We start from the raw sequence: 14,822 nt of genomic DNA on the forward strand, positions 1-14,822 counted from the left end.
CACCAAAAGCCATGAACCGGGCGGGCGCGACCGGTGCGCCGCCGGACGGGCTGCGCGTTGGGCCGTCCGGGGTACGCGCGTAGACCCCGGGTGACCTGACGCACCCGTGATCGGACGGCCTCCCGCTGGTACCCTGGGCGGCGACCGCCGAGCCCGCTCGGGAGAGTCCCCGCCGGCGGAATCCGCTGGTCGGGGCGCCGAAGGAGCAACTCCTCCCCGGAATCTCTCAGGCATCCGTACCGTGCGGGATAGGTCACTCTGGAAAGCAGGGCAGGAGCGTCGGCACGTGAGCCGGCGACACCACCCTCACCGACGGTGCAAGCCGACGGCGCGCCACCGCGTGTCGTGCGGGCGAAGCTCTCAGGTCCCGATGACAGAGGGGGAGGCCTGTCGGGTTCGTCCGCCCAAGTCGCTCCGCTGCCCGCAGCGGGGTAGGCCCGCCGGCGTGCGTACCCCCGCCGGTCCGTGACCAGGAGGCCTCGACCACATGAACGCCCAGCCGAACGCGGGACGCCCCACCGGCGCCTCGACCCTCACCGAGCTTGAGCTGGCCAGCCCCTTCGAGAACCGCCACATCGGCCCCGACGCCTCCGCGCAGGAGAAGATGCTGGCGTCCATCGGCTACGGCTCGCTCGCCGAGCTCGCCGACACCGCCGTTCCCGAGGCGATCCGCTCCATCACCGCGCTGGACCTGCCCGCGGGCCGCAGCGAGGCGCAGGTCCTCGCCGAGCTGCGCGAGCTGGCCGGCCGCAACCAGGTGCTCCAGCCGATGATCGGCCTGGGCTACTACGGCACCTTCACCCCGCCGGTGATCCTGCGCAACGTCATGGAGAACCCGGCCTGGTACACCGCCTACACGCCGTACCAGCCGGAGATCTCCCAGGGCCGCCTGGAGGCGCTGCTCAACTTCCAGACCCTGGTCTCCGACCTGACCGGCCTGCCGACCTCCGGCTCCTCGCTGCTCGACGAGGGCACCGCGGCCGCCGAGGCGATGGCGCTGGCCCGCCGCGTCACCAAGGTCAAGGGCGGCGTCTTCCTGGTCGACGCCGAGACCCTGCCGCAGACCGTCGCGGTGATCCAGACCCGCGCGGAGCCGACCGGTGTCGAGGTCGTCGTCGCCGACCTGTCCGCCGGCATCCCGGCCGAGATCGTCGAGCGCGGCGTCTTCGGCGTCCTGCTCCAGTACCCGGGCGCCACCGGCGTGGTCCGCGACCTCACCCCGCTCGTCGAGCAGGCGCACGGCCTGGGCGCGATCGTCGCCGTCGCCGCCGACCTGCTGGCGCTCACCCTGCTCAAGTCCCCGGGTTCGCTCGGCGCCGACATCGCCTGCGGCACCTCGCAGCGCTTCGGCGTGCCGATGGGCTTCGGCGGTCCGCACGCCGGCTACCTGTCTGTGCGCGCGGAGTACGCCCGCTCGCTGCCCGGCCGCCTGGTGGGCGTCTCGGTCGACTCCGACGGCAACCGCGCCTACCGCCTGGCGCTGCAGACCCGCGAGCAGCACATCCGCCGTGAGAAGGCCACCAGCAACATCTGCACCGCCCAGGTGCTGCTCGCCGTGATGGCCTCCATGTACGCCGTGTACCACGGTCCGGACGGCCTGGCCGACATCGCCCGCCGCACCCACCGCTACGCCGCCGCCCTCGCCGAGGGCCTGCGCGCCGGCGGCGTCGAGCTGCTGCACGGCGAGTTCTTCGACACCGTCACCGCCGTCGTCCCGGGCCGGGCCGCCGAGATCGCCGCGGCCGCCCGCGCCAACGGCGTCAACGTGTACCAGGACGGTGCGGACCGGATCTCGGTCTCCACCGACGAGACCACCACCCGCGAGCACCTGGCCGGTGTCTGGGCCGCCTTCGGCGTCCCCGCGGTCGAGGTCGCGGAGGCCGCCGACGCGCTGCCGGCCGCGCTGCTGCGCGAGGACGAGTACCTGACCCACCCGGTCTTCCACAGCCACCGCTCGGAGACCGCCATGCTGCGCTACCTGCGCCGCCTGTCGGACCGGGACTACGCGCTGGACCGCGGCATGATCCCGCTGGGCTCCTGCACCATGAAGCTCAACGCGACCACCGAGATGGAGGCGGTGACCTGGCCGGAGTTCGGCCAGCTGCACCCCTTCGCGCCGATCGAGCAGGCCCAGGGCTACCTCACCCTGATCCGCCAGCTGGAGCAGCAGCTGGTCGAGGTGACCGGCTACGACGCCGTCTCGATCCAGCCGAACGCGGGCTCGCAGGGCGAGCTGGCCGGCCTGCTGGCCGTCCGCGCCTACCACCAGGCCAACGGCGACACCCAGCGCGACGTCTGCCTGATCCCCTCCTCCGCGCACGGCACCAACGCGGCCTCGGCCGTGATGGCCGGCATGCGCGTGGTCGTGGTGAAGACCCTGGTCGACGGCGACGTGGACGTCGACGATCTGAAGGCCAAGATCGAGCAGCACCGCGACAGCCTCGCCGTGCTGATGGTCACCTACCCGTCCACCCACGGCGTGTACGAGACCGAGATCACCACCATCTGCGCCCTGGTGCACGAGGCCGGCGGCCAGGTGTACGTGGACGGTGCCAACCTGAACGCGCTGGTCGGCCTCGCCAAGCCGGGCAAGTTCGGCGCGGACGTCTCGCACCTGAACCTGCACAAGACCTTCTGCATCCCGCACGGCGGTGGCGGCCCGGGCGTCGGCCCCGTCGCGGTGCGCGCCCACCTGGCGCCGTACCTGCCGAACCACCCGCTCCAGGAGGAGGCCGGCCCGGCCACCGGCGTCGGCCCGATCTCGGCGGCGCCGTGGGGCTCGGCGGCCATCCTCCCGATCTCCTGGGCGTACGTCCGGCTGATGGGCGGCGAGGGCCTCAAGCGCGCGACCCAGGTCGCGGTGCTGAACGCCAACTACATCGCCAAGCGGCTGGCCCCGCACTTCCCGGTGCTCTACACCGGCCCCGGCGGGCTGGTCGCGCACGAGTGCATCATCGACCTGCGCCCGCTGACCAAGGAGACGGGCGTGACGGTGGACGACATCGCCAAGCGCCTGATCGACTACGGCTTCCACGCGCCGACGATGTCGTTCCCGGTGGCCGGCACGCTGATGATCGAGCCGACCGAGTCCGAGGACCTGCACGAGATCGACCGGTTCTGCGACGCGATGATCGAGATCCGGGCCGAGATCGACAAGGTCGGCTCGGGCGAGTGGGCCGCCGAGGACAACCCGCTGCGCAACGCCCCGCACACCGCCGCCGCCCTGGCCGGTGACTGGGCGCACGGCTACTCGCGGCACGAGGCGGTCTTCCCGGCCGGCGTGAACCCGGCGGACAAGTACTGGCCGCCGGTCAGCCGGATCGACGGCGCGTACGGCGACCGCAACCTGGTCTGCTCCTGCCCGCCGCTGGACGAGTACGGCGTCTGACCGCGTCCGGACCCCGCGCGGTGACGCGCACGGCAGGGCCCCGGCGGAGCGATCCGCCGGGGCCCTGCCCGTCGTCGTCCGCGGCGGCTGCCCCCGCCGGCGCGGTCAGGCCGCGTGGGCGACGGCGCGGCGCGGGGCGATCACCCGGCCGTCGGGCAGCAGCTCTCCGGTGTCCTCGAACATCAGGACGCCGTTGCAGAGCAGGCTCCAGCCCTGCTCCGGGTGGCAGGCCACCGTGACGGCGGCCTCGCGGTCCTCGGACTCCGCCGACGGGCACTCAGGACGGTGCTGGCACATACGCGTACCCTCGCTTCGCTCTGCGATCCTCCCCCGTGATGCGGTCGCCGGCGGTGGAGCCGTCGGGAGCCGCCGCGGTAGCCGGATCCTGTCCGCGCACCGACCAGGTGTGGACCGGCGCTCAAGTGGGTAGGACAGGTGGTCCTTCCACGCTGGTTCCCAGTGTCGGCATCTGCGGACGCGCGCGCAGCGATTTCGTGACATGCGCCACAACTCCCCGGCATAGATCACCCGTTCAGGTGGGTCCGGCGGGAATCCGCGCACCGACGGGTCAGTCCGGGCATGGCCCGAGGCGACCATGCCGGATGACTCGTCCGGGTGGTCCGGGAGGGTGTGGGCGGCGCGCGCGCCGACGGGCCGCCGGATGCGCTGACCCGGTGGCCCGTCGGTGGCGGTGGCGGCGGTCCTTCAGGAGGAGAGCAGCAGCGGCTTGGCGAGCGGCGCCCGGGCGAGCAGTGGCAGCAGCTCGGCCGCCGGGTAGGCGCGGTGCGCGGTGACGCCGAGCGGGGCCGGGGCCAGCGGGATCAGCTGGTCGGCGTCCGGGCCGGCGTCCGGGCAGTGCAGCCACAGCGCCGTCGCGTACTGGCCGGGGAAGGTCAGCAGGCGCGGCTGCTGCCGGGCCCGGGAGCCCTGCGCGATCTGCCAGGCCTGGCGCAGCGCCCGGACCGTCGAGTCGAGGTAGGGGCCGGCGGTGAAGTGGGAGAAGGTGTGGCCCTCGGCGCTCTGGACCACCTCCGCGGCGGCGGCCACCTCGGCGCCGTCCTTGATCAGGAAGCGCCAGCCCGTGCGGCGGGCGGCGGGGAGCTCGGGGCGCGGCCCGTCCAGGACGTGGACGGCGAGTGCGTGCGCGGGCAGCAGCGGGCCGATCGGACGGCGCAGCGCCGCGGCGGCCGGTTGGTGCAGCGCCGTGTCCGAGTCGAGCGCGGCCAGGACGGCGCGCAGCGCGCTCGGCGGGGGTTGTGGGGTCTGCAGAGTCATGGCGGGGTCCGCCTCTCCGTGCGAGATCGGCGTGCGAGTGCGGCATACCGGCGTGGCGCGGCGTGTCATCGGTGACGGGACCCGGCCGTGTCCGGTTGTGCATGATCGCGGTGCCGGCACGGTCGCCGCCGTCGACGAGGGCCTCGGGGCGGGGAGCGGACCGGCCGCAGCGCAGTGCGAATTCTATCGAACAGGTGCGCAGGGTGACCTGTTTATCACAGGCGGTGGCGCCGGGCAAGTCGGCAGATTCGCTGAATACGCGTCAGTTTCCTTGCATTGCAAGCCAGTACAAGCATTCGGGTATCGATCTTCGAGGTGGGCATGATGCTTGCACGGTCGGGTCGGCCGGTGGCTCAGGAGGAGGGGACCGTGGGCGAGAAGGTCGTGGCGACTCGGGCCGATCTGGCGGACCGGCAGCTGTACCGACGCAAGCTCCAGGCCTGTCTTGACGCGCTGGGGCGGATGCTGCGGGAGGACCGCTTCGACCGGCCGCGGGCCGTGATGGGCCTGGAGATCGAGCTCAACCTGGCCGACGAGGAGGGCCTGCCGGCCCTGCGCAACGCCGAGGTGCTGAGCGCGATCGGCTCCAGCGACTTCCAGACCGAGCTCGGGCAGTTCAACGTCGAGGTCAACATCGTCCCGCACCGGCTCTGCGGGCACGTCTTCGAGGAGCTGCGCGAGGAGATCGACACCGGGCTGCGCTACGCCGACCGGCGGGCCGCGGAGGCCGGCGCCCGGATCGTCATGGTGGGCATCCTGCCGACGCTGGAACACGGCCACACCGGGCTGGACGCGATCTCCCACAACCCGCGCTACAGCCTGCTCAGCGACCAGATCCTGGCCGCCCGCGGCGAGGACATCGCCCTGGACATCGAGGGGGTCGAGCACCTCCAGCTGGAGACCATCACCATGGTGGCCGAGGCGGCGGCGACCTCGCTGCAACTGCACCTGCAGGTGACCCCGGAGCGCTTCTCCTCGGTGTGGAACGCGGCCCAGGCGATCTGCGGGCCGCAGCTCGCGCTCGGCGCCAACTCGCCGTTCCTGTTCGGGCGGGAGCTGTGGCGGGAGACCCGTCCGGTGCTCTTCCAGCAGGCCTGTGACACCCGTACGGCGGAGCTCAAGGCCCAGGGCGTGCGCCCGATCACCTGGTTCGGCGAGCGCTGGGTGGACTCCGCGTACGACCTGTTCGAGGAGAACCTGCGGTACTTCCCGGCGCTGCTGCCGATCTGCGACGACGAGGACCCGCTGAAGGTGCTCGCCTCCGGCGGCGCGCCCCGGCTCGCCGAGATGCGGCTGCACAACGGCACGATCTACCGCTGGAACCGGCCGGTGTACGACGTCGCCGGCGGGGTGGCGCACCTGCGGGTGGAGAACCGGGCGCTGCCCGCCGGCCCGACGGTGGCCGACACCCTCGCCAACGCCGCCTTCTACTACGGGCTGGTGCGGGTGCTCGCCGAGCAGTCCCGGCCGGTCTGGACCCGGCTGCCGTTCGAACGGGCGGAGGAGAACTTCCGGCAGGGCGCCCGGTACGGCATCGACGCGGTGTTCCACTGGCCGCGCCCGGGCCGGGCAGGCCGCAGCGGCGGGCTGACCACGGTGTCCGCCGTCGACCTGGTGCTCAACGAGCTGCTCCCGATGGCTCACCAGGGGCTGGACGAGTGGGGCGTGGAACCCGCCGACCGGGACCGCTACCTGGGGATCATCGAGCAGCGCTGCCTGCGCCGCACCAACGGCGCCTCCTGGCAGAGCGCCACCTTCCACCGGCTGCGCGAGCAGTACGGGATGGACCGGTCGGCCGCGCTGGCCGCGATGACCAGGCGCTACGTCGAGCACATGCGGGGCGGCGAGCCGGTGCACACCTGGCCGGTCGGCTGACCGTCCGGCTGTGTCAGGATGATCGCTCCGGCGGTCGGCCGACGGCCGGAGCGCCGCCCGCCCCGCTGGAGCCCCCGTGACCACCGTCCCGACCGCGCCGGAGACCGATCGGCCCACGCGCCGGCTGCTCGGTGCGGAACTGCTGATCGTCCTCGGCCTCTCGCTCGGGGCCAGCGGCGTCAGTGCGCTGATCAGCTTCGCCGGCTCGCTCACCGAACCCCTCACGCTCGGCCAGCAGGTCGCCACGCTCAACGGCTCGCGCGCGCCCGGGCGGCCCTGGCTGGACCTGGTGTGGCAGCTGTACTACATCGGGCGCGGCCTGATGCCGGTGGTGCTGGTCGGCTACCTGCTGGTGCGCGAGGGCGTCTCGCTGCGGATCCTGGGCTTCGACCTCGGGCAGAAGCTGCGCGACCTCGGCCGGGGCGCCGCCGTGGCGGCGGTGATCGGCGGCTCCGGACTGGCGCTGTACCTGGGCGCGCAGGCGGCCGGGTACAACCTGACGGTGGCGCCCTCCGGGCTGCCGGACGTGTGGTGGCGGGTGCCGGTGCTGCTGCTCTCCGCCTGGCAGAACGCCGTCCTCGAGGAGGTCGTCGTCCTCGGCTACCTGCTGCGCCGGCTGGGTCAGCGGGGATGGTCCTGGCCGGCGGCGGTGGCGGCCAGCTCGGTGCTGCGCGGGTCGTACCACCTGTACCAGGGGGTCGGCGGGCTGGTCGGCAACATGGTGATGGGGGCGGTGTTCTGCCTGCTGTACCGGCGGTGGGGGCGGGTGATGCCGCTGGTGGCGGCGCACGCGCTGATCGACACGGTGGCCTTCGTCGGCTACGCGCTGCTGGCCGGGCACGTCAGCTGGCTGCCGACCCCCTGAGCGGGCGGCGGGCCGTCAGCGGGCGCGGCGGGCGGGCGAGCAGCCGGTCGACGTGCCGGCGCTCCAGCCCCTGGCCCGGGTCGATCGGCAGCAGCAGGCGGTCCCGGCGCCAGAGCGCGCGGCGGACCAGCCGCGGCGGGATGACGTCGTCCACCCAGGCGAACGGGCGGCCCGCCGCGTAGCGCAGCAGCGGGGCCCACTTGCGGGCCGAGAGCAGCTCCATCAGCGGGACGCGCGGGGCACCCGGTTGCGGGACGTCGCCGGTGAAGCGGACCAGCGGGAGCTCGGGCAGGCCGATGGCCGGGGCGACGTGGGTGTTGGCGTGCTCCTCCCAGGTCGTCGCCCAGACGAGCTCGTAGCTGCCGGCCAGCTCGCGCAGCCAGGCGCCGTGCCGCTCCGAGAGGAGCACCGAGTATCCGAGCAGGGTGTGGGTGTCGAATTCGGCGTCCGGGTGCGGGCAGACCGGGTTCAGCACCCCGTCGACGTCCAGGAACAGCAGTGGCTTCGGCACCGGTGGCCCCCCAAAGGCGATGGCGTTGCTTGACCGGTCGGACGAGCCGGGGGCACCGCTGGTTGCGTACGGGCGGGCGCACGCGGGGCGCACGGGGCGCTCACGGCGCGAAGGCGGGCTCGCCCGCGGGCTCCGGTGCGTCGGCGGTGCCCCTGCGGGCCGGCCGGACGATCCGGCGTCGTGCGCCCGACGGGATCCACAGGACGCGCCCTAACCCAGGTGGCCCCAGAGGAAGCTGAGGGTGCGGCGCCAGGCCGTCCGGGCCTGCAGGGGGTCGTGGGTGCCGAGCAGGTCCTCGTCGTTCATGAAGGCGTGCCCGGCCGGGTAGAAGTGGAACTCGGGGCGGACGTCGGTGGCCTCGCCGATCCGGATCGCGGCCTCGTCGACGGCGGTCTCCGGGATCGAGCCGTCGAGTTCGCCGAAGTGCCCGAGGACGTGCGCGGTCAGGCCGCGGTAGTCGAAGTCCGGATCGGGCGGCAGGCCGTAGAAGGGCACCACGGCGGCGACCCGGTCGCCGGCCCGGGCGGCCAGCAGCAGGGCGAGGCCGCCGCCCATGCAGAAGCCGACCACGCCGACCGCGTCGCCGACCACGCCGTCCAGGGAGAGCAGGTGGTCGACCGCCCCGGCGAGGTCCTCGACGGCCCGTTCGACCGGGAGGTCGCGCTTGAGCCGGGCCGCCTCGGCGCGGTCGTGGGTGGTCTCGCCGCCGAACAGGTCGGGCGCGAGGACGGTGAAGCCCTCGGCGGCGAAGCGGTCGGCCATCGTCGCGATGTGCGAGGTGAGCCCCCACCACTCCTGCACCACCACCAGACCCGGCCCCACGCCCTGCGGCGGGCGGGCCAGGTACCCGTGCGCGGTGCGGCCGGCGCTCGGGAAGGTGGTGTTCTGCCGGGAGCCGCGCTGGTCGGGCATGGCGTCCTCTCGGTGGGTCGGGCCGGGTGCGGCGGGGACTCGACGGGGGAGCGGCCCGGGTGCGCCTCGGGGTGCGCGCCCGGGGTGGCGGCGGGGCGGGCTCAGCCCATCTCCTCCAGGGCGCGGCCCTTGGTCTCCTTGATGCAGTAGGCCACGAACGGGATGGAGAGCAGCGCGAAGACCGCGTAGATGACGTACGTGGCGGACAGGTTCCAGTCGGCGAGGTCCGGGAAGCTGACGGTGATCGCCCAGTTGGCGATCCACTGGGCCGAGGCGGCGACGGACAGCGCGAGCGCGCGAATCCGGTTGGGGAACATCTCGCCGAGCAGCACCCAGACCACCACGCCCCAGGAGAAGGCGAAGCAGAACACGAAGACGTGCGCCGCGACCAGGGCGACGGTGGCGTGGGTGTCGTCGAGGGTGGCGGTGTCGCCGGTGCCGTGCCGGTAGGAGAACGCCCAGGCGGCGGTGGCCAGCGACAGCGCCATGCCGACCGAGCCGGCCAGGGCGAGCGGCTTGCGGCCGATCCGGTCGACCAGCACCATCGCGACGACCGTGCCGATCACGTTGACGATCGAGGTGGAGAGGCTGATCAGCAGGGAGTTGGACTCGTTGATGCCGACCGACTGCCACAGGAAGGACGAGTAGTAGAAGATCACGTTGATGCCGACGAACTGCTGGAACACCGAGGCGCCGATGCCCACCCAGACGATCGGCAGCAGGCCGAACCGGCCGCCCAGCAGGTCCTTGACCCGGGGCTTGTGCGCGGACTCCAGCACCGCGCGGATCTCCGCGACCCTGGCGTCCAGGTCCACGCCCTCGCCCTCCACCTCGAGCAGGACCTTGCGGGCCTGCTCCTCGCGGTGGTCGGCGATCAGGTAGCGCGGGGACTCCGGGATGGCGAGCGCCATCAGGCCGTACACCAGGGCGGGGATGGTCTCCACGCCGAGCATCCACTGCCAGGCCTGGATGCCGCCCAGGTGGCCGGTGGACTCGCCGCCGGCCGCCTGGTTGAGCGCCCAGTTGGCGAGCTGGGAGACGGTGATCCCGAGCACGATCGCCATCTGCTGGAAGGAGGCGAGCCGGCCGCGGTAGGCGGTCGGCGCGACCTCGGCGATGTACGTCGGCGCGATCACCGAGGCGATGCCGATCGCGACGCCGCCGACCACGCGCCAGGTGGCCAGCACCTGGATGCTCGGCGGGAACATCGAGCCGATCCCGCTGATCGCGAAGAGGGTGGCGGCCAGCAGCATGGTGCGGACCCGGCCGAGGTGGTCGGCGAGGCGGCCGGCGGCCACCGCGCCGGCCGCCGACCCGAGCAGCGCGATGGCGACCACGAAGGCCGTCTCGCCGTTGCCCACCCCGAAGTGCTTCTGGATGCCCGTCACCGCGCCGTTGATCACCGCGCTGTCGTAGCCGAACAGGAAGCCGCCCATCGCCGCGGCCGCCGAGATGAAGACCACGTGGCCGAGGTGCGCCTCGCCGGACCGATGGGTGTTGACTGTGGACAAGTGCGCTCCCCGGGTGGACGGCCCGCTCCGAGGGCCGGGTGGGCAGGACTCGTCTCACATTCGAGCAGCGGCGGCGCCGCGGTGCGCGGATTGGGGGCCGAACGGGTGACGGCGTGTCGCCTGATCGGGTGTCAGGACGTCGGCTTGTCGGCCCGTCGGCCCGTCGGCCCGTCGGCCGGTTCGCGGTTCGCGGTGCGGTGCGGTGCGGTGAGCGTGCCGTGCGGTCCGGCCGGTGCGGGTGTACGGCCCTGCCGGTGCGCCGTGCCGTCAGCGGGTGCGCCGCCGGTGGCGGCGGAGCAGCTGGGTGCGGGCGCCGGCGTCGTGGTCGCGCCGCGGGCCGCCTGAACCCCCGCGTTCGGCGAGCCGGTCGGCGATCTCCTCCTGCGCGACGGGCGGCTTCTTGTCGTCGTACTTGAACTTGGCGCGGACCTCGTCCACCGTCAGGCGGAGGCCGCGCAGGCCGGGCAGCAGTCGGGAGAACTCGCCCTCGCCGGGCACCACCCGGGTGTCCGGGGTCTCCGGCTGGAAGTGCGCCAGCTGGCGGTTGAGGATCTCGGCCTTGCCCGCCGCGGACTCGACCACTTCGGCGGTGCAGTGGAAGTGGACGGAGGCGTAGTAGCTGGTGGGCGTGCCCGGCTCGCCGCGCCAGTGGCCCGGTGCGAAGGCGTAGTCGTCGGTGACGGCGAGGGTCACCTTCGGGTCGGCCCGGACGGCGGCCAGCAGCGGGTTGGGCGCGGCGAGGTGGAGCAGGATCTCGCCGCGGTCGGCGTCCAGCAGGAAGTGCGTCGGGACGAGCACCGGGCCGGCGCCGGGGGCGCCGTTGGCGGCGAGCAGGCCGAAGTCGCGGCCCTCGGCCAGCCAGGCGCGCCACTCCGCCTCGTCGCCGCGGTCCCAGGAGCGGATCAGCATGGGCGGACCTCCGGTCAGCGCGGGTAGGAGCGCAGGTGCGCCGGGAGCGGGACGGTGGTGGAGGCGTCCGGCTCGGGCGTCCCGTGCACGGTGGAGACCGGTATCAGGCCGGCCCAGTAGGGCAGGTCCAGGTCCTCCGGGTCGTCGTCGGCGCCGTCGGCGCGGGTCTTGGCCGAGACCTCGTCGAGCTCCAGCCGGATCACGGCGGTGGCGGCGAGCTCCTTGGCGTTGGCCGGGCGGACCTCGGCGGAGCGGCCCGGGACGGCGTGGTCGACCAGGGCGGCGAGGGCGACGTCCAGCTCCTCGGGGTCGGTGACCTGGTGGGCGGTGCCGTGGGCGACCACCGAGCGGAAGTTGACCGAGTGGTTGAACGCGGACTTGGTCAGCACCAGCGCGTCGACCACCGTCACGGTGACGCAGACCGGCAGGCCCCGGTCGCCGGAGGCGCCGCGCAGCGGACGGCTGCCGGTGGAGCCGTGCACGTAGAGCCGGCTGCCGACCCGGGCGTAGATGGTCGGCAGCACGACCGGGGCGCCGTCGGCGACGAAGCCGAGGTGGCAGATGTACGCGCTGTCGAGGACGGCGTGGATCGCGTCCTGCTCCCAGGTGGCGCGGTCCTTGTACCGGGTGGGGGTGGTGCGGGGCGTGCGGGAGTAGCTGAAGGGGGCGGAGCCGTCTGCGGGGAGCGACATGACAACCTCGTTGTACTAGTGCATAATTTGCTTTGTGCTAGGAGACTATCCGCTGAAAGGGCGACGCGCCAGCGAGATCGCCACCCACATCGAGCAGGGCGTCAGCAGTGGACGCCTCGCCCCCGGAACCGCGCTGCCCCCGCTGCGCGACCTCGCCGCCGAACTCGGCGTCAACCCCAACACCGTCGCCGCCGCCTACCGGCTGCTCCGCGACCGCGGAGTGATCGAGACGGCCGGCCGCAAGGGCAGCCGCATCCTGCCCAGGCCCGCCCTCACTCCGCGCGACCAGATCCGGATCCCCGTCCCGCCGCACGCCCGCGACCTCTCCCACGGCAACCCCGACCCGGCGCTGCTCCCCGACCTCGGCCCCGCGCTCGCCGCCGCCGCCGAGGCCGCCCGGGCCGAGCCCGTCCTCTACGGGCACCCCGCCGTGGACCCCGGACTGCTGGCGCTCGCCCGCGCCTCCTTCGAGGCCGACGGCCTGCCCGGCGGCCCGATCGCCCTCGCCTCCGGCTCGCTCGACACCCTGGAACGCATCCTCGTCACCCGGCTGCGCCCCGGCGACGCCGTCGCCGTCGAGGACCCGGGCTGGGGCAGCCTGCTCGACCTGCTGCCCGCGATCGGCCTGCGGCCGGTGCCCGTCCGCCTGGACGACGAGGGCCCGCTGCCCGGCCCGCTCGCCGCCGCACTGGCCGAGGGCGCCCGTGCCGTGGTGGTCACCAGCCGGGCGCAGAACCCCACCGGCGCCGCGCTCACCGCCCGCCGGGCCGACGAGCTGCGCGACGTCCTGGCCGGCCACCCCGACGTGCTGCTGATCGAGGACGACCACGGGCACGGCATGGTCGACCAGCCCTACCACCCGCTGGTGGGCGCCGGCACCCGGCAGTGGGCGGTGGTGCGCTCGGCGGCCAAGGCCTACGGACCGGACCTGCGGCTCTCGGTGGCCGTCGGCGACGAGGACACCGTCGGACGGCTGACCGGGAGGCTGCGGCTCGGCGCCGGCTGGGTCAGCCTGCTGCTGCAGCGCACCGTCGCCGAGCTGTGGCGCACCGACGCGGCACCGGTCGCCCGGGTGGCCGGCGTCTACCGGACCCGCCGGGACGCGCTGCTCGACGACCTCGCCGCCCGCGGCATCGCCGCGCACGGCCGGAGCGGGCTCAACGTCTGGCTGCCCGTGCCGGACGAGACCTCGGCGCTCGCCGCGCTGGTGCAGCGCGGCTGGGTCGCCGCGCCGGGCGCCCGGTACCGGCTCCAGTCGCCGCCCGGGCTGCGGATCACCACGTCCCGGCTGGACCCGGCGGACGCCCGGCGGCTGGCCGAGGACCTCGCCGGCGTGCTGGGCACGGGCGGGGTCGGCTCGCGCCTGGTGTGACCCGGGCGGCGGCCGGTCACGGGCGGGTCACCCGTGGGGCGGGTGGTGTTCGGGTGCCGTGCAGGTCAGCGGCCCGCAGGGCGCCCGCGCGTCGTCCGGTGAGGTTGCGCGGCGTCCAACCCCCGGCCCCACTGGTCTGAACCCGGCGGTAACAAAGCGGGAAACCTGCTGCAGATACCTAGCGGTAACTAACGCGGGCATGTCATCTTCATCGCGCCACCGGCCGGCGGCCCACCCTCACCTAGGCGTCCTCCCGTCCCCACCACGCGGGAGGACCGAGCCGCAGGAGTTCCGCCGTGCCCGAAAACGGTTCGAGCATCACCCGCAGCACCCCTCGACTCACCCGACGGCTGCTCACCGCAGCCCTCGCCCTCCCGCTCGCCGCCGGCGGCCTGATGGCCGGGGGCCTCGCCGCGGCCGCGCCGGCCCGGGCCGCCACCTCGGCCGTCCCGAGCGGCCCCACCGCCAGCGTCACCCTCGGCGACAGTTACATCTCCGGCGAGGCCGGCCGCTGGAAGGGCAACGCCGCCGGCACCAGCGGCAGCCGCAACGGCACCGACCGCGCCTGGAACGGCAGCTCCGCCGACGCCTCCCGGGTCTACGGCGCGACGGCCTCCAGTGGCTGCGACCGCTCCGACGTCGCCGAGGTCCTCAGCGCCTCGACCGGGGCCCAGAACGAGATCAACCTGGCCTGCTCCGGCGCCGTCGCCGCCAACGTCTACCGGGCCGCCAACGGTGGCCAGTCCTACAAGGGCGAGGCCCCCCAGGCCGACCAACTCGCCACCGTGGCACGGCAGAACAACGTCAAGCTGATCACCCTGTCGATCGGCGGGAACGACCTCGGCTTCGCCGACATCATCTCCAACTGCGTCCAGGACTACCTGATCTGGTACTCGTACTGCCACGACTCCGCGCAGTCCTCGATCGACTCCAAGCTGCCCACCGCGATGGCCGGGGTCGGCAAGGCCATCGACGAGATCCGCGCGGTGATGACCGGCGCGGGCTACGCCCCCGGCGACTACCGCCTGGTGCTGCAGTCCTACCCGTCGCCGATCCCGCGCAGCTCCGAGATGCGCTACCCGGAGAGCGGGTGGACCCGCTCCAACACCGGCGGCTGTCCGTTCTGGGACGGCGACGCCGACTGGGCGCGCGACTCGATGGTGCCGCAGATCTCCACCGCGCTGGCCGGCGTCGCCTCCGCCAAGGGGGCGCAGTTCCTGGACCTCTCCGACATGCTGCAGGGCCGCGAGGTCTGCTCCACGGCCACCCGGCAGCCCACCTCCGCCTCCGGGCCGTCCGCGACCACCAGCGAGTGGGCCCGCTTCCTGGACGGCGGCCTCAACAGCACCCAGGGCGCCCTGCAGGAGTCGATGCACCCCAACTACTACGGGCAGCAGGCGCTCGGGCGCTGCCTGACGCTGCTGTGGGGCCGCACCAGCGGTGACTACTCCTGCCGCAACACCGCCGGGCAGGACGCGAGCGGGATGTACCTGGCCGCGCGCTGACACCACG

General features: G+C 73.8%; 12 protein-coding genes and 1 riboswitch. Of the genes, 5 read left to right on the forward strand and 7 right to left on the reverse strand.

The features are described from left to right. The first annotated feature begins 148 nt into the window (after window positions 1-148). A riboswitch (glycine riboswitch) is annotated at window positions 149-252 on the forward strand. A gap of 235 nt (window positions 253-487) precedes the next feature. After that, window positions 488-3,388 carry an aminomethyl-transferring glycine dehydrogenase gene (gene gcvP, locus ACIA8Q_RS22245; protein WP_363364991.1) on the forward strand — a complete coding sequence of 967 codons (2,901 nt, stop codon included), beginning with the start codon at window positions 488-490 and terminating at the stop codon, window positions 3,386-3,388. Between the two features lie 105 nt (window positions 3,389-3,493). Here gcvP and ACIA8Q_RS22250 read toward each other — a convergent pair whose 3' ends face one another. Further along, a complete protein-coding gene (locus ACIA8Q_RS22250) occupies window positions 3,494-3,685 on the reverse strand; it encodes a DUF5999 family protein (RefSeq protein WP_360220953.1) in 192 nt (63 codons plus the stop codon). A 408-nt stretch (window positions 3,686-4,093) separates the two neighbouring features. Beyond that, entirely contained in the window at window positions 4,094-4,663 is a 570-nt protein-coding gene (locus ACIA8Q_RS22255) for a hypothetical protein (RefSeq protein ID WP_360220956.1), read from the reverse strand. Between the two features lie 369 nt (window positions 4,664-5,032). Between ACIA8Q_RS22255 and ACIA8Q_RS22260 the strand changes: the two genes are divergently transcribed. Both ACIA8Q_RS22260 and ACIA8Q_RS22265 read left to right on the forward strand, forming a co-directional pair. Then, window positions 5,033-6,538 (forward strand): glutamate--cysteine ligase, encoded by a 1,506-nt coding sequence (locus tag ACIA8Q_RS22260; RefSeq protein WP_360220959.1) that lies wholly within the window; start codon window positions 5,033-5,035, stop codon window positions 6,536-6,538. A 76-nt stretch (window positions 6,539-6,614) separates the two neighbouring features. Then, the gene (locus ACIA8Q_RS22265; RefSeq protein WP_360220961.1) at window positions 6,615-7,403 is read left to right on the forward strand and encodes a CPBP family intramembrane glutamic endopeptidase; all 789 of its coding nucleotides are present in this window, start codon (window positions 6,615-6,617) and stop codon (window positions 7,401-7,403) included. Here the strand turns inward: ACIA8Q_RS22265 and ACIA8Q_RS22270 are convergent. The 5 genes from ACIA8Q_RS22270 to ACIA8Q_RS22290 form a co-directional block, all read right to left on the reverse strand. After that, entirely contained in the window at window positions 7,381-7,914 is a 534-nt protein-coding gene (locus tag ACIA8Q_RS22270) for an HAD domain-containing protein (RefSeq protein WP_360220964.1), read from the reverse strand. The two genes, ACIA8Q_RS22265 and ACIA8Q_RS22270, sit on opposite strands and share 23 nt — an antisense overlap. Before the next feature lie 210 nt (window positions 7,915-8,124). Beyond that, window positions 8,125-8,826, reverse strand: a complete 702-nt coding sequence (locus ACIA8Q_RS22275) for an alpha/beta fold hydrolase (RefSeq protein WP_360220967.1) — start codon at window positions 8,824-8,826, stop codon at window positions 8,125-8,127. A gap of 101 nt (window positions 8,827-8,927) precedes the next feature. Then, window positions 8,928-10,337 (reverse strand): sugar porter family MFS transporter, encoded by a 1,410-nt coding sequence (locus tag ACIA8Q_RS22280; protein ID WP_360220970.1) that lies wholly within the window; start codon window positions 10,335-10,337, stop codon window positions 8,928-8,930. 267 nt (window positions 10,338-10,604) lie between these two features. Next, window positions 10,605-11,246 (reverse strand): FMN-binding negative transcriptional regulator, encoded by a 642-nt coding sequence (locus ACIA8Q_RS22285; RefSeq protein ID WP_360220973.1) that lies wholly within the window; start codon window positions 11,244-11,246, stop codon window positions 10,605-10,607. 14 nt (window positions 11,247-11,260) lie between these two features. Next, on the reverse strand, window positions 11,261-11,938 hold the full coding sequence (locus ACIA8Q_RS22290; RefSeq protein ID WP_360220976.1) for a pyridoxamine 5'-phosphate oxidase family protein: 678 nt from the start codon (window positions 11,936-11,938) through the stop codon (window positions 11,261-11,263). 34 nt (window positions 11,939-11,972) lie between these two features. On the opposite strand from ACIA8Q_RS22290, the gene ACIA8Q_RS22295 reads away from it, so the two are divergent. Both ACIA8Q_RS22295 and ACIA8Q_RS22300 read left to right on the forward strand, forming a co-directional pair. After that, the gene (locus ACIA8Q_RS22295) at window positions 11,973-13,310 is read left to right on the forward strand and encodes an aminotransferase class I/II-fold pyridoxal phosphate-dependent enzyme (protein WP_360220979.1); all 1,338 of its coding nucleotides are present in this window, start codon (window positions 11,973-11,975) and stop codon (window positions 13,308-13,310) included. A 296-nt stretch (window positions 13,311-13,606) separates the two neighbouring features. Beyond that, window positions 13,607-14,815, forward strand: coding sequence for a GDSL-type esterase/lipase family protein (locus ACIA8Q_RS22300; RefSeq protein WP_360220982.1), 1,209 nt, complete (start codon window positions 13,607-13,609; stop codon window positions 14,813-14,815). The last annotated feature ends 7 nt before the right edge of the window (window positions 14,816-14,822 follow it).

Origin of the sequence: Kitasatospora sp. NPDC051705, assembly GCF_044453265.1 — a bacterium.
GTDB lineage: Bacteria > Actinomycetota > Actinomycetes > Streptomycetales > Streptomycetaceae > Kitasatospora.